Source organism: Paenibacillus sp. GCM10023252 (genome assembly GCF_042653305.1).
Lineage (GTDB): Bacteria > Bacillota > Bacilli > Paenibacillales > Paenibacillaceae > Pristimantibacillus.
Map to the genome: position 1 here is coordinate 316,827 of NZ_JBHSHW010000010.1, position 20,885 is coordinate 337,711.

The following is a 20,885-nucleotide window of genomic DNA, read 5'->3' on the forward strand; positions in this document are numbered from 1 at the left end:
GGACGGCTTAACGGGGATTTTCCGCGCTAAGTCGCGGTGAGCAGGTTAGTATAGAGCTCTTCGTAGGAGTTAACGCGGATATTCCTTGTTAAGTGGGTGCACCAAGCTGGTGCCGGACGGCTTAACGGGGATTATCCGCGTTAAGTCACATTGAGTAAGCGAGCTAGGCTCAGCACAATAAGCCCACTAAGGAGCGATTACTCCGCTTCCTTATAATGCTCCACGCAGAACGCCTCGATCATCGCTTCCTCTTCCTCTTCTACGCCGTAGTCGATATACTTATCCGTATTCCGCTCATAGATGTCACACTTCACGAGGCTTGTCCGCTCACCATCGACTAGGAAGATAACACGTACATACAGTCCTGCCGCGGTATACAGCTCATCATCCTCTGCAACCTCTACATCCAATGTGAATTCATAGCGCTTGCCTGACAGGATACCGTATGGGTCCTTAATCAGCTCCACGCTGTAATCGGTAATCTCCATTAGTTAACCATTCCTTCCTGCACCTTCATCTAGTTCATGCCTGAATGCCTGAATTCTTATTATACCTCAGCTTGGCCGATTTGCTATAATTGGGGAATCAGTCTGCCTTCGGAAGAAGCGCTGACTCACACTTCCACCCTGATGAAGGAGGACCAGATGAGCATAGGCATTCAAGCGAAGGTGCTGTCCATCAACATCGGCCGCAAGGCACCGGTTACTTATCAGAACAAGCAGCTGCTGACTGGCATCTACAAGCAACCGACAGAAGGTTCCATTAACTTAACTCTGCTTAACTTCGATGGCGATGAGCAGGCGGACTTGCAGTATCACGGCGGAAGAGACAAGGCGGTATGCGTCTATCCTTCCGAGCATTATGCCCATTGGAGCGAGGTGATTGGAGCAGAGCTGACGCCAGGGGCCTTCGGTGAAAATATCACAACCCAACATCTCCTCGAGCCTCATGTCTACATAGGAGATATCTATCGTCTCGGCAGCGCTCTCGTACAAGTGAGCCAGCCTCGGCAGCCTTGCTTCAAGCTGTCAGTGAAGTGGGGCCAGCCGAAGCTGCCGCTCTACGTCCAGACGACAGGCTATACCGGGTACTACTTCCGGGTGCTTCAAGAAGGCAGCGCAGCACAGGGAGATGAGCTCCATCTGCAGGAGCGGGTCCCGAACTCACTGTCTATTCAGGAAGCTAACCTCATTATGTATGACAAGGAGGCAGACGCAGCACGTATTCGCAGTCTGCTAGACGTACCCGCCTTATCAGACAGCTGGCGTTACACGCTGACGAAGCGGCTGGAGAAGTAATATGCTATATTACTTCTTCGCTATGCTAACGGCAGCCATGGTTGTGCTGCTAAGCAATATTCGCAGTCAGTCGAATCGGTGGGCAGCGTTCTTCTTGGCCGCTGCCTCTATCGGCGGGCTCGCAGACCCATTGGAGACAACTGGGCTGAGCCGACTAGCCGCTTGGGCAGAAGGCTTGAACCTTACGCTAACCCCTTATGGCGTTCTGCTGTTCAGCATCGTCTACTCCGGCCTAATGGCGGGCAGGAGGCAGGGGAGACGGCGCTCTAGCATAGGGCAGAACTTCAAGAAGAGCTTCCGCGAGCCCTCGAAGCCTGTGACGAAGCGAAGCTCCCCAATTGTCACGAACGAGCTAGCAGAGCAAGGCTCCGTGCTGCACGGCGAGCAAGCCGCTACGCGAAGAATATGGCGTCGCACGTGGCAGCGCCATGTGCCTCGCCAGCTATCGCGGACGGGCATGCTCCAGTGGCTGCTCCTGCTGCCGCCAGCACTGACTGTGCTGGTGCACCCTCCTGCCGCGGGCGAAGAGCCCCGTTATATGCTGCTGCTCCTATGGTCAGCGCCATACTATCTGGCTTCCTGCAGCCTTTTACTGTACTCCTTCGTCCGAGAGACCGATGAACGGAGGAGGAGAAGCAGAGGGATTACGTTCATTCTAATCGCTCCTACTATTTTAGCTGTACTCATTCTTATTAATATTGCGAGGGCGATGAACCCATCGTTTGATTTTTTCAAGTATGTCTCGCTGTTCATCGTCTATTCGCTGGCCGCGGGGCTGCTGTTCACCTTCCTGTACGGGGTGCTTGGAGTGAAGCTTCGCTTCGAGTCCGATCCGCTCGAGAGCGCGATGGAGGCGGCGGGTTCGGGAACGGCCCTGCTCAATCATACGATTAAGAACGAGATTGGCAAGATTGCCATATCTGCGGACAATATCAGGCATGAGCTGTCGACCGCCCATCCAGAGGCTATGTCTCATCTGGACATTATTGCGAATTCGTCCGAGCATATGCTCGCTATGGTCTCGCGCATTCATAGCCAGACGAGGGAGATCGTATGGACGGAAGAGGCGTGCACACTCTCGCAGATTGTCGATCAATCTCTAACGAAGCATGAACAGCTGCTCGCCGCTCGCCATATTACGCTAAGCCGCGGTCCGATGCAGGAAGCGGTCGTCCTGGCCGACCCGGTCCATCTGCTGGAGGCGATCAGCAACGTTATCGTCAATGCTTGTGAAGCGATGGAAGGCGGCGGCACTCTGTTGATCTCTCAGATCCTAAGCTCGGCAGGTGTCACCCTATCCATCGCCGATACGGGGACAGGTATCCCGCCAGCTATGATGCGCAAGGTGTTAGAGCCGTTCTACAGCACGAAGAATGGCAAGTATAATTACGGGCTTGGACTGTCCTATGTCTATAAGGTCATGAAGAAGGGCGGAGGAAGCGTCGAGCTGCATATGAGAGAGGGCGGCGGAACAAGCGTGGAGCTGACTTGGAAGAGGAGCAGACTAGTCCCTCATACTCCGGAGGAGGACAAGGCATGAACCAGATACGTGTACTTATCGTAGAGGACGACCCGGATTGGATCAAGGCAATCACCTCCTATCTAAGCCGGGAGGAGGATATCCTCGTGATAGGAGCGGCTACCGAAGCGGGGGAAGCCCTTCAGCTGGCTCGTACGCTGAGCTTCGACGTCGTATTGATGGATATCCAGCTGACGGCGAATGGGATGGAGGGTATCTCCACTGCGATGGAGCTGCATCGGATCCATCCAGCGAAGATCATCATGCTCACTTCCGTTCAGGATGAGCATACGATGACCTTGGCCTTCACAGCCGGAGCCATTCATTACCTACAGAAGTCGCAATTCAAGGAGCTGCCGGGCGTCATCCGCAGCTCCTATCACCATCCGACGGCGATGGAGGCGCTGCTGAAGGAATTCGCGAGGCTGAAGCGGGAGGAGCAGCTGAAGGAGCTGACTTATGCAGAGCGGGAAGTGTTCGAGCTAATCGAAGAGGGCTATACGCAGTCCCAGATTGAGAAGAAGCTGTTCAAGGCAGAGAGCACGCTCAAGAACCAAGTGAACAAGATGCTGAAGAAGCTCGGCGTTCGAAGCTCGAAGGAAGCGGTGGACAAGGTGAGTCGCCGCGGCATCGAGCCGGCTGAACGGGAATGAAGGGGGTACTACGACACGTAGTACCCCCTTCTCTATGCCTTCTACAATAGTTGGAACTTAGCAGCCCCTCCTGCACTTGGTAAGATAAGGGCAGAAGAGAGGGAAGACATATGACAATTATGCTCATAGATGGAGATTGTGAGTTATGTCATGGAGTAACTAGATTCGTTATTCTTCGTGATCGAAGAGAACGAATTCGATTCGGCACCTTACAATCGAAGGCAGGACAGCGGCTGCTAAGGGAAGGCGGAATGCCGCTGGATGACAGGAATACCTTCGTCATGATTCAAGATGGCGTCTATTACACAAAGTCGGAGGCAGCGATTCGGGCGCTGCGTATGCTGGACGGGCCATGGTCGGCGATTGCCCTTGCCGCGATCCTCGTTCCTCGATGTGTTCGTGAACGAATCTACGAAGGGATAGCTGCTCGGAGGTACGGATGGTTCGGGCAGAGAGAATCGTGCCTGCTAAGAGCAGAGGCAACTGTTGGGAGGTTCATCCATGACGAAGAGGAAGAGCAAGCCAATCTATGTTGAGATCGGGATGGCATCGGATATGGATACTCTCTGGTCTCATACGCAGAACCCCGATCTTCATGTGCAATGGGATCTCCGGTTCACAGATATTCTCTACTTGCCGCGGCGGGCTTCGGAGCCTGTTCAGCGATTCCTATACCGAACCCGAATCGGATTCGGTCTGGCCATCGCTGGGACAGGGGAGACGAAGGCTCACCAGCAGCTGGATGAACATACGCGACTCTCCACGCTGAAGTTCGGCTCAGAGCAGAGATTGTCGCTCATTCGGGAAGGCGGCGGGTACTGGCGATATGAAGCGGCTGAGGGCGGGGAGCTGACCTTCTCCACTCAGTACGATTATGAGACCCGCTTCGGAGCGCTTGGCACCTCGTTCGATCGGCTGATCTTCCGTCCTCTGTTCGGGTGGGCAACGGCTTGGAGCTTCGACCTGCTTCGCATCTGGCTGGAGGATCATCTTCCCCCTAAGGTGACGATACGGTTGGCGCTCGTTCACTATATAGCCGTCCTAGTGCTGGCTAGTCTGTGGCTGTACGAAGGCCTTGTTCCTAAGATGATCTGGCCCGAGGGTGGAGAGCTTGCGATGTTACAGGGGGTGTGGCCGGGTGCTGGCAAGTGGGTGCTGAGCTGTATTGGCGCAGGGGAGATGCTCGTTGGTGCGGCTGCGCTAGTATGGCACCGGAAGGCTTGGGTGTATGGGGGGCAGCTGGTTCTGCTTCTGCTGTTGACGTTATCCTCTGCTCCCCGAATAGAGGAGTGGATTGGTGCACCATTCAACCCGCTTACGCTCTGCCTTCCCATGTTGGGATTATGCCTAATTGCGAAGCTGACCATGGAACGCTTGCCTGACGCAAGACGCTGCAGACGAGCGGCACCGAAGAAGGGGAGGGATTAAGATGACGTCCATCTATCAGCTTGCACTAGGGGAGAGGTTCAATCAGCTGCATCCGAAGATTCAGGAGCGATTCGGCTTCAGCAGCATGGATGAGACGGCAGCGGTTGGGGAGGGGGTCATGCGTCGAATCTGGTTCTCGAAGCTCGTGGCGCTGCCTCTGCTTATCGGTGCTCAGAGGAATATCATGTTCCCAGAGGGAGGAGAGGAAGTACCCTTCACGATCGAAAATTACGCCTACCAAGACAGCTATGGCCGCGAGACGGTCACTTGGCTGCGCAAGTTCAGCTTCCCGGGCAAGCTTCGCCGCTTCGATGCGACCATGATCTACAGCCCCGGGCGGGGGCAGATTGTCGATTACCTCGGCAGCAAGCAGCATCTGGCCGTTGATCTGGAGGTGACCGCGGCGCCGAATGGGGGCATTCGAATTCGCTCCGGCGAGCAGCGATTCTATGAAGGGCTGCTGCAGTTCCGCTGGCCATCGTGGTTGACGGGTACGGCTGAGGTGTGTGAGTGGTATGACGAGGAGGCGGCATGCTTCCGAATTCAAGTTAGGGTAACCAGCCGCTGGCTGGGCCCGCTGTTCGGGTACGAGGGTGCCTTCCACAACCGGTTCATCCCGGCGGCAGCTGGAGACATTCCTCCTGGAGCGAGACCACTCCGAGAGGAGCCGAGGGAGTAAGGGCCGGCAGGCGTACAGACGTCATGAGCATAATTACAACAGAAGCAGCCGCCACTCGTCTATTGACGGGGGACGGCACAACAGAAGCAGCCGCCCCTCGTCTATTGACGGGGGACGGCTGCTTTAACTAAGAACATCATGTGATAGAGCCAGTTGATTAGCTTGCTAATAGCAGCAGCCATTGCATAGATGATGTCGACTTAAGGGCTTACAGATGGAAGCTGAGTAATGGCTTCAGCGAGAGAGTAATCAGGGGGCGCATATTGGGGCTGCCTATTGCCACGCAATCTGATGCTTGTCCAGTATGCCCTGCAGCGCTTGAATGGCAGTCTTGACTCGCTCCGGGTTGGTGGCGTCCGGAAGATACTTCGCTAGATGCGGCTCGACCGAGAGGAAGCCAGTGAAGTTCTTCTCATTCAGTGCAAGCAACAGCTCCTCAAGCTGCCCTTCGCCCTTGCCGGCAGGGACGAACAGACGGGGCTCCTTCGTAGCATCCTTCACATGCACATATTCAAGATATGGGGAGATCTTCGGATAGGCTTCGTCCATCGGCTTAACGCCCTCTATGACATAGTTGCCTGCATCGAATGCGGCACAGAGGCTGCTGGAATCACAATGGTTGAAGATCTCCACACATTCTTCAGGAGTGGTTCCGAAGAGACCGCTGTCATTCTCAAGAATGAGCACAACGCCGTTCTTCTCGGCTGTCTGCGCAAGCTGCTTCATCCGGTCTAACGCTTCCTTCAGAAGAATATTCCGGTCCTCGCCTTCCGGAATGAAGTAAGAGAAGATGCGGATATAGGCCGTCTCCAGCTTCTTGGCTGCAGCAACAGCTCTATCCATCGCTGTGAGCTGAGCTTCGAACGGCTCTGTGATCGGGTATTTTCCAATAGGGGATCCAATCGAAGATACCCGGAAGCCGCGTTCCTTCAGCATAGCTGAGATGCGTGAGAGCTCCTCATCAGTCAGGGCTAGAACATTTTTGCCCCATACATTACGAATCTCCAGGTGGGATACGCCCACTTCGGCCAGCACATCCAGCTGTTCAGTAAGCTCGGATGAGATCTCGTCTGCGAAGCATGTAATGGTCATTGTCATCTGTTGTCGTCTCCTTATAGGCTGCCGAATGACTTCGACAGATCTTCATTGGCAGCTGCGGCTGCCGATACATCCTTAACATAGGTGGACTGGCTTGCAAGCTCCTTCAGCTTGGCTTCATAGGCATCGGCATCGATTGGTACTTGAATGGTACGGTCCTGGAAGCTGGACAGCATAATACCGTTAGCCAGTACGAGGGAACGTTCGCCTTCCCAGCCTTCGGCAATGAGCTCATGGCTGTCGCCGTTCTGAATACGATGGAAGAAGGCCTCCGCTACAACCTGGTGACCGGCCGGAGCATCCTTGTCATAAGGCACGATAGACTTCTCAGCTGTCATCTGGCTGAATCTATGCGTTGTCTCCTGAGAGTACTTCAGCATGGACTCCGGATTCTTGTGAAGCGTAATCTCCCCTTCCTCCAGCACCAGCTTGCCATACTCGCCGATAATCTCAAGACGGTTGGTGCCTGGAATCTCGGCAGTCGTTGCGACCAGGTGGCCAATCATCCCGTTCTCATGCTCGAAGTAAGCCGTAACCTCATCCTCTACCTCTATGTTATGGTATTTGCCAATGTGTGCATGACCAGCAATGCGCGCTGGGAGTCCGAACAGCCACTGGTACATATCGAGTGTATGCGGACATTGATTGGTTAGTATGCCGCCGCCTTCTCCAGCCCAGGTTGCACGCCAGTCCCCGCTGTCATAATAGATCTGAGAGCGGAACCAGGCTGTATGAATCCAGGTTGCTCTTGTTAATCGGCCGAGCTGTCCGCTTGCCACGATCTCCTTGACCTTCCGATAGAATGGCAGCGTGCGCTCCTGGAACATGAGGCCGAATTGGAGCTTCGGATATTGCTTCCTGGCTTCCTCGTAAGCCTCTGTCATCATTCGAGCATCGTTCAGATGGACGGCAATCGGCTTCTCGCACAGGACGTGAATGCCTCGCTTGAAGGCTTCAACTGCAAGCTTAGGATGATCATAGTGAGGAACGGCCAGGATGACTACATCAAGGTCGGCCTTCTCATACAGCTCTTTGTAGTCATAGAAGGCTGTAGTGCGATATTGCTCTGCGATCTGATCTGCCTTCTCCTTAACCTGGTCACACACACCGGTCAGCTCTACGCTGGGCAGGTCGTCCAAGTACTTGACGTGCATGCCGGCTCCGATCGCTCCAAGGCCGATCAATCCCACCTTTAATCGTGTACTCATATAGAAGCGAATCCTCCTTGACAAAAAAATAAGTATGACTTCTTTTCCTTTTCATTGTATGCTGTGAGGATAAGCTATATCTTGGTGATTATTGCTGCATAACTTGCAAATCTTGCTGTTCATAAGCGGTCAATGGAGGTGGTACCCTTGCTTAGTCAGAGCCTGGAGCAGATTGATCAGAGCATAAAATATCTACATGCTACGAAATCCGTTCAAAAGATTGACTTTCACTTGCACGCGGGGTGCGAAATTTATTTTCTCATTCAGGGGGATGTACGCTATTTTGTTGAGAAGACGGCGTATTCGCTTCAATACGGGGATCTGATTCTGACCAATGAGCATGAGATTCATAAGCCGTCCTTCAACTCGGACGTAACCTATGAGCGGGTGACGATTGAATTCGATCCGCTGCTGTTCAAGCCATTTGTCACAGAGGGGATGGATCCGCTTGCCTGCTTCTACAACCGTCCGCTTGGCCAGAAGAATAAGCTCAAGCTCACCGTCAAGGAAACCTCGCAGGTCATGGAACTGTTCATGAAGTACGGAACCTTGATGCGCAGCGGCGCAAGCGGGACGGCCATCTTGAAGCTGAGCTGCATGCTGGAGCTGCTCGTCGCAATTAATCGAATCTATCTGAGCCAGAAGCCGATTGAACCTGCGCTTGCGCTGCATCACAAGCTTACGCCGATCCTCGATTATATTGATCTGCATATCCATGAGGACTTGTCGCTTGAGCTGCTGCAGAATCGCTTCTATGTCAACAAGTACCACCTGCTCAGACAATTCAAGGAGTATACGGGCAGCACGGTTCATGAATATATCATGACCAAGCGGATCTCGCTCGCTAAGAGGCATCTAGCAGAGGGAAGCAGCGTATTGGAAGCCTGTATGCGATGCGGCTTCAACGAATATACAAGCTTCCTGCGTATATTTAAGAAAAAAACCGGCATGCTGCCGAAGGAGTATCAGAAGGGAAATCGGCCATAGCAGGGGCATAATTGGCTAAGACCATCCAATCCTTCCCAAACATCCAAACATCCTCTAATGTTTGTCCAAACATTCTCTAAGAGTGCTTATAAAGGAAACATGTAAAATGGATGTGTAAGCGTATACAAAAATGGAGAAGAGGAGTTGAATTAATGAACGCTTTGACCAAAAGAGGTGCAAGCATGATGGTGCTACTGGCGTTGTCAGTCCTGTTAGCGAGCACAAGCCTTCAGCAAGGTGCGGTGAATGCTGCTGTGAGCTTGCCGTATTACGAGAGCTTCGAGGATAATACAGCGAACGAATTCTCTATTGTGACGGGGAGCTGGGGAATTCAGACAGAAGGAACCAAGGTGTACGATACAGCACCGACCGATTCATTATCCAGAGCGACAGTAGGAGAGAGCAGCTGGACGAACTATGCTGTGGAGTCCAAGGTCATGGTGAACGCATGGGGGGATAACACGTATAGAACCATTGGTCTGCTGGGCAGGTATCGGAATACCGATAATTATTATTTGGTCGGGTATGAATCGCCCGGAGAGCTTCGAATTAAGGTGAAGTCGGGAGGCACGATGGCTACCTTGGCGAGCAAGCCCTATACGATGAGCTCGAACAAGTGGTATTCCTTCCGATTAGAGATGAACGGAACGAATATAAAGTTGTTTGTAAACGGTTACCAGGAATTGTCTATTAATAATGGTGCGATAACTAGCGGCAAAGCTGGACTAATCTCGGTATACGGAGACAGCAAGTTCGATGATGTACGTGTGATGAGCTTAAGCGCAGGTCCCGGCACGATCATTGAGAGTGCATTGGACAATATCGGGACTTTCACCACCGTCTTACAGGGAAGTTCATCCATAACACCTGTTACCAATCTTGTCAGAGGAGGCACTCATTCGTTCCAGCATGTCACTTCCGGAAGCCCCAAGCGAGCTGAGATAGATGACAACAGCTGGAATCAATACGATGCGAAGACTAACAATTACTGGTACGGTATGTCTTACTATATCCCAAATGACGGAACTTACAGTAGTTCCTTATCCACCATTGTTGGGCAATGGAGGTTCAGCAATCTAGTGGTTCCGCCTTACACGAAAGCCAATTGCGAGATGTCGGGTTATGGTGGCTCTGGTCATCATCTCATGCTGGATAATGGATATTGGACGTATGAGCTTCAGCATCAGGATCCAGCCAAAGCATCCTGTGCCGGATTAATTAGCGATCGGATTCCGTTAATCCCGTTTACTCCAGGAGTGTGGACGGACGTCGTCATTCATGCCAAGTTCCGTCACACAACGGATGGGTTTATTAAAATCTGGATGGCTGAGAACGGCGGTGGGTATAAGCAAGTTCTTAACTATTATGGACGAACTTGGTTCGATATGTACCAAGTAGGGAGCAACAAGGAAGGCGATGAGGTGATGGCTCCCAACTTCACACTTGGTGCATACTGGAGCAACAGCACGACCCAGCGAACGATTCATACCGATCAGATCAGAGCGTATCAGATTGGTTCAGCCTCAGATGATTTCAATACAGGCTTCAATCGGGTAAGGCCGGAGCAGTAGAGAAGCAGGTGGACGCGCACCCTCCCCATTTGTCAAATGAAGCTGAACTTGATAAGCTAAGTGGGAATGAATGGAGGGAATGCAAGTGGGCAATCCAAAATTAATCGTATTCGCTGGCTCCTATGCGGAGCTGAATCAGAGTGGTGTATATTCCATTGCACTAGATGAAGAGACAGGCAAGTTGACGGTATTGAATGGGTATGAGGGGCTGCGCAATCCAACCTTCGTTAATGTAGATACAGACAACAGCAGGTTGTATGCGATCTCCGAGGGGCTGACCGCAGACGGGAAGAAAACAGGCGAAGCCGCTGCATACGAAATCGCTGAAGATGGCAAGCTGAAGCTCCTTGGGATAACCGGTACAGTGAATGGTCCTACTTGCCACATTCAGAGGGATACAGACAGCAAGTATATCATTGTAACCAGCTATCATGCCGGTATGGTTGGACTGTCTGAGCTGACTGCTGACGGCGAGATTGGCTCGCTGCTTGATGTACAGCAGCATGAAGGGAGCAGCGTGCATCCGAATCAAGATCGGCCGCATCCGCATTCCGCGTTCTTCAGTCCGGATGGCCGATATCTGCTCGTACAGGATCTTGGCTTGGACATTGTGCGCACCTACCGCATTGACAAGGAGCAGAACAAGCTCGTTCCTGTATCGGATGCTCGCGTAGCCGCTGGTGCAGGGCCGCGGCATCTCGTCTTCCACCCAAGCGGGCGATACGCTTATGTAATCAATGAATTGAATTCAACGGTGACCGCCTTCTCCTACGATGCTGCGGAAGGCAAGCTGTCAGAGCTTCAGACGCTGTCCACTCTGCCAGAGGGTTATCAAGGGGAGAACGGCACTGCGGAGATTACGATCTCCGAGGATGGGCGGTTCGTCTATGGCTCTAACCGCGGGCATGACAGCATCGTGGTGTATGCGGTAGAGGAGAGCTCGGGCAGACTGACGGTGATCCAGCATATATCTGTGGAGGGCAAGCATCCAAGGCACTTCGCCTTGACGCCGGGCGGACACTGGCTCCTAGCTGCTAACCGCGATACGAACAATATTACAACTTTCCGCGTAGACCGCGACTCGGGCAAGCTGACCTATACGGGTCATAGTCTTGAGGTGTCTAAGCCGGTATGTGTGAAGCCTGTGTACCTGTAAGCTCTAGGTTATATATTAGGAGCAACCTCTCTAAGGAATAGAGATCGACCATCTATGGAGCCGTCCTTCGAAGTAGAATCTACTTCTGGACGGCTCCATTGTGTTATGGGCTTAAGGAGATAATCTAAGCTTAATTGCGCAGCGAGGAAGGGGGCATACCTATCATACGCTTAAATACGCGATTGAAATACGAGGCGTCGCAATAGCCCAAATATTCAGCAATCGAAGCCATACTGCTGCTGGTGTTCAAGAGCAGCTCCCGTCCGTGGGCAATCCGGATCCCATGCAAGTAGTCCATCGGGGTGAGCCCGGTGACCTCACGAAACATTCTCACCAGGTGGCTGGGACTGCGCTCAGCCACTTGGGCAAGCTCTCTAATCGTTAGGGACGACCGATAATGCTCCTGAATATATTCCTGTACTCTCTGAACGGTCTTCAGCCGCTTAGTGGATTGGCCTTCGGTGTGAAGCTCCCGATGCACAAGCGCAAGCAGCTCCCACACGACCGCGCAAGTCAGCTCCACGTAATTCGGCAGCCTCCCGAACCAGTTCTGCACTAAGTAGCCGAAGCGATGGTGCAGATATTCATAGCTTCTGGTATGCAGCCTAATGTGGCTTGAAGAGGCAAGCAATGGGAACTGTTCTGCTGCATCGGCGGACATGTCAAATACGACGCTGTACTTCTGATGTGACTCATCCGGAAGACTATGACCCTCCCAGGGTGTAGCCTTGGGCAAGAAGAGCAGGTCCCCCTTCTTCAGCCGGATGGATTGCCCCTTCACAACAAATAAGCACTGTCCATGTGTGATAAGCAACAGAACATACAGATGGGAACTCAGACCGTTCCTCTCATGCCAATTAGGCCCGACATCGTGATAGGCTGATATTATTCGAAGCATTCTACTTCCCACCTTAACCGAAGATCTATTCATTTTATTACAAAATCAACATATTATCTATCTGTAGTTATCGTATCCATCGACTTCATATCTCCGATTGCTACAATGAAGGAATCAGGAGAAGAGGAGATGTTATGAGATGGAGCTAGTCAGTAACAGAGGAGGCAGCGTATGCCTCGATGGACAGGATTGGCAGCTGCGCTGGGCAGATGGACAACGCGGGGGGCGTGCCCATCATGCGTCCGAGTATTATGATGCGGTCAAGTGGATGCCGGCGACCGTACCGGGTGAGGTGCATCAGGAGCTGATCAAGCTGGGACTGCTGGAGGAGCCAACCATCGGCCTGAACAGTCTTCATGCACGCTGGGTGGAGGAATCGTTCTGGAGCTATCGGAGGGTGTTCACCCTTCCGGAGGAAGCAGCAGGACAGCGGGTCTGGCTCAGATTCGAGGGACTTGATTACGATGCGACCATATATGTGAACGGCAAGCTGGTTGGCAAGCATGCTAACTATTACTTGCCCTGTAGGCTGGAGGTTACTTCTGCCATTCAGGAGGGTGACAATGTACTAACGGTTACGCTAAGCAGCGGCTTGCATTCCGTCGCGGAGAAGCCGCTGGAGCCATACTACGTTACGGCTATGGAAGCGGAGCAGCTAACCAAGCGTATGTGGCTGCGCAAGCCGCAGAGCTCATTCAGCTGGGATTGGTCGCCAAGGCTGCTTAATGTAGGAATTCATCAGAGTGTATTCCTGGAATGGGCAGACCGGGTGATGATACACAATATAGCCATTCGCTCCGGAGTAAGTGAGGATTACAGCGAGGGATCTGTTACTGCCTCTATCCTTCTAAGTAACCTGCAAGAAGGGGAAGCGGATCTCGCCGTTCGAATTCATCTTGAAGATGGAGGGCTGCAATTCGAACGTGTCTTCCAGGTTGGCAGCGGTGAGCAGCGTGTGGAGCTGCAGGTGGAGGTTGCGAATCCTGAACTCTGGTGGCCTGTTGGGCAAGGAGAGCAGAGGTTATATAAGGTCAATGTCGAGGTATGGGCTGGTGGACAGCTGCTTAATAGCCGAGAGCAGCAGATTGGCTTCCGATCGATCCGGATCAATCAGTCAAAGCATCCACGCCGTGGGCGTTATTTTATTCTTGAGGTGAACGGTCGGGCGGTGTTTGCCAAGGGGGCTAACCTGGTTCCTGCTGACATTATTTTCACAAGAATTGACACGCCTCGTTATGAGAGATTGATCGAACTGGCGTTGGAGGCGGGGATGAATCTGCTTCGGGTATGGGGAGGCGGGTTGTATGAGAGTGATGAGTTCTACGCCTTGTGTGATCGCATGGGGATTCTTGTCTGGCAAGACTTCATGTTCGCTTGCGCTAATTATCCTGCCCAGGATGCCGCATTCCTGGCAAGTGTCAAGGAGGAGGTACGCTTCCAGATCCGGCGGCTTGCCGGTCATCCGAGCCTTGCCATGTGGTGCGGGAATAATGAAGTGGAGGCATTGACCTTCGGACGCGCAGAGGGGTTCATTGATACAGACTACGCATTATTTCACAAGGTCATTCCAGGTATTCTTCAGCAGGAGGATCCGGACAGGTATTATCATCCGACTAGCCCCTACTCGCCGGATAGCCCTAACCCTTGGGATTCACAGGAAGGGGATCAGCATCCATGGGGGGTCGGATTCCAGAATGTAGACTTCCGACAGTACCGAGATATGGAATGCCGCTTCCCGAATGAAGGAGGGCTGCTGGGCTCCACCAGTCTGCCGACCATGCACGCTTGCTTGACGGAAGGACAGCAGTATCCCGGCTCCTTCTCCTGGATCTATCATGATAACTCCGTGGAGCAATGGTATGAGCGGCCTTCGCCGGATCGGATTATCGAGGAATGGCTCGGTATAGATCCCCGCCGTATGACCGTTGAGCAGTTCTGTTATTATGCTGGTGCTCTGCAGGGGGAGGCATTGACCGCATACATCGACAACTTCCGCAGGAGAAAATATGATTGCGCTGCGGCGGTCTTCTGGATGTTCAATGATTGCTGGCCGGCTACGCGAAGCTGGACGGTGGTTGATTATTATCTGCGCAGGACACCTTCATTCTATCCCGTCAAGCGGGCGTTCGCGCCGATTCGTCTTGTCCTGACCTTGGAGCAGAGCCGGGTCGTCATCTACGGGGTGAACGATACGATGGAGCCTCTGCAGGGCAGCCTGTCCTACGGCATCATGACCTGGGATGGAGATCGACCTTACATGGAAGAGACGTCAGTCCTATTACAACCGAATGCCTCTACGATTCTTGCCTCCTTCGATGCTGCTGCCTGGGAGCAGGAGGGTGGATTAAGCAGTGCAGCTCATGCCACGCTCCTTAATGAAGGGACCATAGCAGCGAGGAATCGGTTGATCCTGCCGTTGTATCGCGAGCTCCAGTGGCCTTCCCCCAAGGTGGAGGTAACGCGTGAGGATGGCTTCATCAGCTTCACTAGCGATAACTTCGCTTGGGCTGTATGTATTGACCTGGATGGTGAAGAGGAGCTGCCTGACAACTTCTTCGACGTATGGCCAGGCATTCCGTACCGGATGGTATGGCCGGTGGAGCGGGAACTGCCTCAGATCCGTTACGTAGGTAACGCAGCTCCCCAGTAGTAAGGCAAGCTGTCTACGGCTTTACCACGAATCTCCGGAGCATTGGAGTGGAACCATATATTTTGAAGATTTATACTGGTGGAAAAAAGACATCACTACTCTTGCTCCTAGGAAATACACACCTTAGAATGGATAAGGTAATATTAACGCAAAAAGAAAAAGCCGCAAGAAGCTCATACGAAGCTTTTGCGGCTTTTACCTATTCCTTGATATTAACCAACCCTAGAACTAACCTCGTTAACCGCCTTGTAGATCGTGTCGAACAGCTCTTCGAGGTTCGCTTCTTCGATGCAGGAGAAGGCGACGCGCAGGTCGGTCTCGCCTAGGGCGATCGTGCCGATGCCGTACTCGTTCAGCAGGTGCGAGCGAACCGCCTCCGCGGATACTTCCTTCAGCTTCAAGCACATGAAGTAGCCGGAGTTGAACGGGTAGTAGCCCCATACATCGCCGTAGCGGCCGCTGTCGAGCAGCGACTTGACCAGCACGGCGCGAGCGCGCATGATCTCGTACTTCTCGGCCTTCTGCAGATCGAAGTCGGGCGATTGCAGAGCGCGGAGCACGAACGTCTGTGACGGATGCGGACCAGAGGAGATCGTGGCGCGAATGATGCCCAGCGTCTTCTGTTCCAGCACGTTCAGAGTAGAGGCGGATGACGATGCGTAGGTGATGAAGCCAACGCGGAAGCCCCAGACGTACTCTTCCTTCGTAGCACCGTCTACCTTCACAGCCAGCACGCGCGGGTGAAGGTCAGCCAGCTTGCCGAACAGCGATTCATAGAGAGAATCCTCGAAGAATAGTCCGAAGTAAGCATCGTCGGTTACTGCTACAACGTTGATACCAGCTTCCGCTGCATCGCGGATGGCGGCAACGATCTCATCGCCTTCCTTAGAAGTTGGCGTATAACCGGTCGGATTGTTCGGGAAGTTCAGCACAACGATCGCCTTGCCCTTGCCCTTCTGAGCGAGCAGCGCTTCGCGCAGGCCGGCACTGTTGAAGCGGGATTCCTCGTTGTAGAGCGGGTATTCCACGATCTCGGCTCCGCGGCGGACGCCGAAGGTCAGCTCGTAGTTCTCCCAGTTTTTGTCAGGAATGACAACCGCGTCTCCAGCATCTGCGAACAAGTCAGCCACGATGCTAAGGCCATGAGTCAGCGCATTGGTCACGACCGGATTGCTGAAGCTCTTGCCGGCGATCGACGGGTTCTCCTTAATCATCTTCTCGCGCCAAGCGGTGCGCAGCTCGGGCTTGCCCGCTGGCGGCGCATATTCATATAGATCCTTCGGATTGTAGGCGCTTAGAGTGTCTTGAATCACTTTGAGGTGCATCGGCTGCCCGCCCTCTGTCGCAATTCCGATTGTAGCATTGAACTTCTTCGCCTTCGCCTTCGCTTCAGCGGATTGGCTTAGAATGCCTTCCTTCGGAAAATAAATCGCTCTGCCCAGGTTGGACAACATCGCGTGGACGTTCGGGTTATCAGCTTCGAGCGTCTCATTTAACTGCTTGGCAAGTGGGTTCATAGACTTCATTCATCCTTCCGAGATCATTCGATTATATTTTGTTCATCAATGATGAGTAGGTTCGGGTGCTATTATAACATTTTTTTAACAAAGAAGACGATTCAGAATCAATTTTTTTCATGATACTTCGGCTCGTCTTGCTTGACTCTTAACAGGTGTTGTATGATGACGGCATATTGTTCATGCAAGGAAGGAGGAGCCGCCTATGCTGCACCTACCGCCAACCTCGCTGGAGCTGCTTCCGGCCTTCGCGAAGATCGTGTGCGAGCCTGCTTGGAAGTGGCAGAAGCGAGAGAAGCCGTTGGCCAATTATGATCTATTCTATGTATGGAGCGGAGAGGGCCAGCTGGAGCTGAATGGAGAGACATACTCCGTAGGCAAGGGAAGCTGCTTCTTGTTCCGGCCTGGGGACTTCACGAGCGCTACTCATCACCCGCAGAAGCCGCTCGTTCTGACTTATATTCATTTTGCAACGAGGGAGGAGGTTCATGAGGTTCCGAAGAGCTATCGGGTGCTGACCGACACCGTAGACTTCGAGTACTTGCTGTCGCGCTATGTGCGGCTGTTCCTCGTGCAGACGTATGCGGCGGAGGAAGAGGCACAGCTGGTGCTGAAGCAGCTGCTCATTCACCTGCTGAGGGAGGACAGGCAGGCTCCAGTCGAGCGGAAGGCCAGCAACCAGCTGACCGAGGCGATTCATGAAGTAGCGAACTTCGTCAGGCAGAATCCGAGCATCGCGCATCGGGTGGAGGACCTCGCCATGCGGGCGCAGCTGTCGCCGCGTTACTTCTCCATTAAGTTCAAGGAGCTGATCGGCATGTCGGTGCAGACGTATATGATTCGAACTCGAATCGAGCGCGCTCAGCATCTGCTCATGCATACCGGGATGAACGTGACGGAGGTGGCGGATGCGCTGGGCTACCGGGATATTTTCTTCTTCAGCCGTCAATTCAAGCAGTATACAGGGCGGAATCCGTCGGAGATTCGGTGATTGATATAGAGAAGCAGCTAGCAGATGATGGGGTCTGTTGGGTGCTTTTTTTTGCGCGAGGCGGAGGATTGGAATGGGGGTTCTGCGAATATAGTGGAAGACAACGTATATGGTGTGATTGTGTGTGTGAAAAAAGGAGCTGAGAGCGGTGGCCATTCCAGTATTGCGCAACTATATCGGCGGACAGTGGGCCCACGCAGGAGGGGACAGGCAGGATGAGGTGCCGAATCCCGCAACCGGGGAAGTGCTCGCGTACGTGCCGTATTCGACGGCGGAGGATGTGAAGGCGGCAGTCGCTGCGGCTGCTGAGGCTTATCATGAGTGGCGGGCTGTGCCGGTGCCCAGGCGGGCGCGGGTGTTATTCGCCTATCAGCAGCTGCTGGTTGAGCATTGGGAGGAGCTAGCCCGGCTCATTACGCGAGAGAACGGCAAGAGCTACACGGAAGCGCATGGGGAAGTGCTGCGGGGGATTGAATGCGTGGAGTTCGCGTGCGGGGCGCCGACGCTGCTCATGGGGAGCGTGCTGCCGGACATTGCTTCTGGGCTGGAGTCCGCTATGTACCGCTATCCGCTCGGGGTAGTGGCAGGCATTACACCGTTCAACTTCCCGATGATGGTGCCCTGCTGGATGTTCCCGCTCGCGATTGCTTGCGGCAATACGTTCATCCTGAAGCCTTCGGAGCGCACGCCGCTGCTGGCTCAGCGGCTGGCTGAGCTGCTGGAGGAAGCAGGATTGCCGGCAGGTGTACTGAATGTGGTACACGGCGCGCATGATGTCGTGAATGAACTGCTGGCGAACGAGGGGATTGCGGCGGTATCCTTCGTCGGGTCGCAGCCGGTGGCGGAGTATGTGTACAAGACGGCGGCGGCGAGCGGGAAGCGGGTGCAGGCATTAGGCGGGGCGAAGAACCATTCCATCGTTATGCCGGACGCCGATCTCGACCTAGCGGTGAAGGAGATTGTGAGCGCAGCGTTCGGTTCAGCAGGCGAGCGATGTATGGCCTGCGCTGTCGTCGTTGCGGTGGGCGATGTGGCTGATGAGCTGATTGCAAGGCTCCGCAGCCGGGCCGCGTCGCTGCAGATTGGAGATGGGCTTGAGGACGGAGTGGCGCTCGGACCGGTCATTCGGGGAGGGCATAAGGAACGGACGCTGGCGTATATTGACGCTGGTGTGGAGGAGGGAGCGAAGCTGGTGCTGGATGGGCGGCAGGTTGGTGCGTTGGAGCAGTCAGGGGGTTACTTCGTCGGGCCGACGATCTTCGACGGCGTGACATCTACGATGCGGATCTGGCGGGACGAGATCTTCGCTCCGGTGCTGTCTGTTGCTCGGGCGGACAGCTTGGAGGACGCTATTGCCCTCGCTAATGCTTCGGAGTTCGCGAACGGAGCCTGCATCTACACGAGAGATGCGGGGGTCATTCGGCGGTTCCGCGAGGAGATTGATGCCGGTATGATCGGCGTTAACCTAGGCGTGCCGGCGCCGATGGCCTTCTTCCCCTTCTCCGGGGCGAAGAAGTCATTCTACGGCGACCTCCATGCGAACGGCAGGGATGGCGTGGAGTTCTACACCCGGAAGAAGATGGTGACGGGGAGGTATTAAGGGGGCGGAGCGGGTAGAGGTGCGAACGCGACTCTACCCGCTCCGGACTAGCCTTATCTGGATTGGGCTGAGAGGCAATGCCCCTGAATTGCTCAGCGCTAATCCTCCGATGGTAGATAGAGGCTCAATTCTCTGGTAGGACCTATAGGTGCAATTTATACCCTATCTACGCCCGCATGAGCTCTCTAGGTGACCAATAAGTGCAATTTATACCCTATCTACGCTCGCATCACCTCGCTAGCTGACCAATAAGTGCAATTTATACCCTATCTACGCTCGCATCACCTCGCTAGCTGACCAATAAGTGCAATTTATACCCTATCTACGTCCGCATGAACTCTCTAGGTGACCAATAAGTGCAATTTATACCCTATCTACACTCGCATGAGCTCGCTCGCTAACCAATAAGTGCAATTTATACCCTATCTACGTTCGCATGAGCTCTCTAGCTGACCAATACGTGCAATTTATACCCTATCTACGCTCGCATCACCTCGCTAGCTGACCAATAGGTGCAATTTATACCTTATCTACGCCCGCATGAGCTCTCTAGGTGACCAATAAGTGCAATTTATACCCTATCTACACTCGCATCACCTCGCTAGCTGACCAATAGGTGCAATTTATACCTTATCTACGCTCGCATGAGCTCTCTAGGTGACCAATAAGTGCAATTTATACCCTATCTACGCTCGCATGAGCTCTCTAGCTGACCAATATCAAAATGTCCACTCAGCGCTTCGTAGACAATATAGGTCCTAAAGGTAACAAAGCAGTAACCAAAAATGCACCTAATTAGGTGCCAGCGAGTGCAGGCGAGCCGGTATAGGTGCAATGATACACGTAATTCAGTGCAAGCAAACGCAGATGAGCCGGCTTAGGTGCAAACATGTACCTAAGCCCGCCCGTACGCCCGCTCACCCGCCGCCTCTCCCCCCAAAAAAACTACCTACTCCTGGTGATGAGGACAATACCGCCGCATCAGCTCGGCAGTCTCCTCGTCATGTTCGCGTCCGCGCTGCAGGAGCTCGCTCTGAATGCTCTCCCTCATAGGCTCAGTCAGGTTCTGACCGAACTTGAACTTGGCTGACACTCGCTCTGCATCAATTCGAATGACTGCGACCCCCTTCAGCTGCCCTCGGTAATCACGGTCATCTGCCGTAATGGTCTTATAGCCACCTTCGGGCTGGAGCTTCCTCATCAGTCCTTCGAACGCAGCAGCCTTCTCCTCAAGATCCTCGACTACGACTGCATGGCCGTAGAATAGGACCGACTTGAAGTAGGCGGTGGCCGGGCAAGCAAGCAGCGGATCGGTGTAATACGACGGCAGAATGGCATATTCCTTCGCTACGGAGAAGGTCACGCGCCCATCTGCCGCGATCGTCCTCATCTTCTCCCCCGCGCGGCTGCCATGCAGATACACCTTCCCGCCTACATAGGCATAGTTCAGCGGGGTTAGCGTCGGCCAGCCATCCGCTCCGACAGCAGCTAGATGTCCGAATGACATCTCCTGCAGGAATTGCTCAATCTCCGCGGCATCCTCCACCTGGAATTCTGATCTGCGCATCATCATCATCTCTCTTCCTCTCACCAATGGTACGTCTCTCACTAGGATAAGGGGAAGAGTGGACT

Annotated in this window: 18 protein-coding genes; 12 read left to right on the top strand and 6 right to left on the bottom strand. The window is 53.6% G+C overall.

The annotated features are described in order from the left end of the window. Positions 1-197: 197 nt before the first annotated feature. A complete protein-coding gene (locus ACFO9Q_RS09575) occupies positions 198-488 on the bottom strand; it encodes a DUF6509 family protein (protein WP_379181182.1) in 291 nt (96 codons plus the stop codon). Positions 489-644: 156 nt separating this feature from the next. Here ACFO9Q_RS09575 and ACFO9Q_RS09580 point away from each other — a divergent pair, with 156 nt between their 5' ends. The 6 genes from ACFO9Q_RS09580 to ACFO9Q_RS09605 all read left to right on the top strand — a co-directional run bounded on the left by ACFO9Q_RS09580 (position 645) and on the right by ACFO9Q_RS09605 (position 5,577). Beyond that, positions 645-1,298: an MOSC domain-containing protein gene (locus ACFO9Q_RS09580; protein WP_379181184.1), complete on the top strand. Its 654-nt coding sequence runs from the start codon at positions 645-647 to the stop codon at positions 1,296-1,298. Position 1,299: 1 nt separating this feature from the next. Further along, complete coding sequence (locus ACFO9Q_RS09585) at positions 1,300-2,838, top strand: sensor histidine kinase (RefSeq protein WP_379181186.1); 1,539 nt, start codon at positions 1,300-1,302, stop codon at positions 2,836-2,838. Then, complete coding sequence (locus ACFO9Q_RS09590; RefSeq protein ID WP_379181188.1) at positions 2,835-3,470, top strand: response regulator; 636 nt, start codon at positions 2,835-2,837, stop codon at positions 3,468-3,470. The genes ACFO9Q_RS09585 and ACFO9Q_RS09590 overlap by 4 nt, the downstream gene beginning before the upstream one ends. A gap of 110 nt (positions 3,471-3,580) precedes the next feature. Next, positions 3,581-4,006: a thiol-disulfide oxidoreductase DCC family protein gene (locus ACFO9Q_RS09595; RefSeq protein WP_379181191.1), complete on the top strand. Its 426-nt coding sequence runs from the start codon at positions 3,581-3,583 to the stop codon at positions 4,004-4,006. Continuing rightward, positions 3,972-4,898, top strand: a complete 927-nt coding sequence (locus ACFO9Q_RS09600) for a DoxX-like family protein (RefSeq protein ID WP_379181193.1) — start codon at positions 3,972-3,974, stop codon at positions 4,896-4,898. The genes ACFO9Q_RS09595 and ACFO9Q_RS09600 overlap by 35 nt, the downstream gene beginning before the upstream one ends. A gap of 1 nt (position 4,899) precedes the next feature. Beyond that, positions 4,900-5,577 (top strand): DUF4166 domain-containing protein, encoded by a 678-nt coding sequence (locus tag ACFO9Q_RS09605; RefSeq protein WP_379181195.1) that lies wholly within the window; start codon positions 4,900-4,902, stop codon positions 5,575-5,577. Between the two features lie 273 nt (positions 5,578-5,850). On the opposite strand, the gene ACFO9Q_RS09610 is transcribed toward ACFO9Q_RS09605, so the two are convergent. Then, a complete protein-coding gene (locus ACFO9Q_RS09610; protein WP_379181197.1) occupies positions 5,851-6,675 on the bottom strand; it encodes a sugar phosphate isomerase/epimerase family protein in 825 nt (274 codons plus the stop codon). A 14-nt stretch (positions 6,676-6,689) separates the two neighbouring features. Then, complete coding sequence (locus tag ACFO9Q_RS09615; RefSeq protein ID WP_379181199.1) at positions 6,690-7,883, bottom strand: Gfo/Idh/MocA family protein; 1,194 nt, start codon at positions 7,881-7,883, stop codon at positions 6,690-6,692. Between the two features lie 147 nt (positions 7,884-8,030). On the opposite strand from ACFO9Q_RS09615, the gene ACFO9Q_RS09620 reads away from it, so the two are divergent. The 3 genes from ACFO9Q_RS09620 to ACFO9Q_RS09630 all read left to right on the top strand — a co-directional run bounded on the left by ACFO9Q_RS09620 (position 8,031) and on the right by ACFO9Q_RS09630 (position 11,597). After that, a complete protein-coding gene (locus ACFO9Q_RS09620; RefSeq protein WP_379181201.1) occupies positions 8,031-8,870 on the top strand; it encodes an AraC family transcriptional regulator in 840 nt (279 codons plus the stop codon). Between the two features lie 182 nt (positions 8,871-9,052). Then, positions 9,053-10,441: a heparin lyase I family protein gene (locus tag ACFO9Q_RS09625; protein ID WP_379181203.1), complete on the top strand. Its 1,389-nt coding sequence runs from the start codon at positions 9,053-9,055 to the stop codon at positions 10,439-10,441. A 79-nt stretch (positions 10,442-10,520) separates the two neighbouring features. Continuing rightward, positions 10,521-11,597, top strand: coding sequence for a lactonase family protein (locus ACFO9Q_RS09630; RefSeq protein ID WP_379181299.1), 1,077 nt, complete (start codon positions 10,521-10,523; stop codon positions 11,595-11,597). Between the two features lie 130 nt (positions 11,598-11,727). Here the strand turns inward: ACFO9Q_RS09630 and ACFO9Q_RS09635 are convergent, their stop codons facing one another. Beyond that, positions 11,728-12,495 carry an AraC family transcriptional regulator gene (locus tag ACFO9Q_RS09635; RefSeq protein WP_379181205.1) on the bottom strand — a complete coding sequence of 256 codons (768 nt, stop codon included), beginning with the start codon at positions 12,493-12,495 and terminating at the stop codon, positions 11,728-11,730. 139 nt (positions 12,496-12,634) lie between these two features. Here ACFO9Q_RS09635 and ACFO9Q_RS09640 point away from each other — a divergent pair, with 139 nt between their 5' ends. After that, positions 12,635-15,145 (top strand): beta-mannosidase, encoded by a 2,511-nt coding sequence (locus ACFO9Q_RS09640; protein ID WP_379181207.1) that lies wholly within the window; start codon positions 12,635-12,637, stop codon positions 15,143-15,145. 212 nt (positions 15,146-15,357) lie between these two features. Here ACFO9Q_RS09640 and ACFO9Q_RS09645 read toward each other — a convergent pair whose 3' ends face one another. Further along, positions 15,358-16,662: an aminotransferase class I/II-fold pyridoxal phosphate-dependent enzyme gene (locus tag ACFO9Q_RS09645; protein WP_379181209.1), complete on the bottom strand. Its 1,305-nt coding sequence runs from the start codon at positions 16,660-16,662 to the stop codon at positions 15,358-15,360. A 205-nt stretch (positions 16,663-16,867) separates the two neighbouring features. Here ACFO9Q_RS09645 and ACFO9Q_RS09650 point away from each other — a divergent pair, with 205 nt between their 5' ends. Beyond that, a complete protein-coding gene (locus ACFO9Q_RS09650) occupies positions 16,868-17,653 on the top strand; it encodes a helix-turn-helix domain-containing protein (RefSeq protein WP_379181211.1) in 786 nt (261 codons plus the stop codon). Between the two features lie 148 nt (positions 17,654-17,801). Beyond that, positions 17,802-19,253, top strand: a complete 1,452-nt coding sequence (locus ACFO9Q_RS09655; RefSeq protein ID WP_379181213.1) for a CoA-acylating methylmalonate-semialdehyde dehydrogenase — start codon at positions 17,802-17,804, stop codon at positions 19,251-19,253. 949 nt (positions 19,254-20,202) lie between these two features. On the opposite strand, the gene ACFO9Q_RS09660 is transcribed toward ACFO9Q_RS09655, so the two are convergent. Then, a complete protein-coding gene (locus ACFO9Q_RS09660) occupies positions 20,203-20,820 on the bottom strand; it encodes a pyridoxamine 5'-phosphate oxidase family protein (RefSeq protein WP_379181301.1) in 618 nt (205 codons plus the stop codon). Between the last annotated feature and the right edge of the window lie 65 nt (positions 20,821-20,885).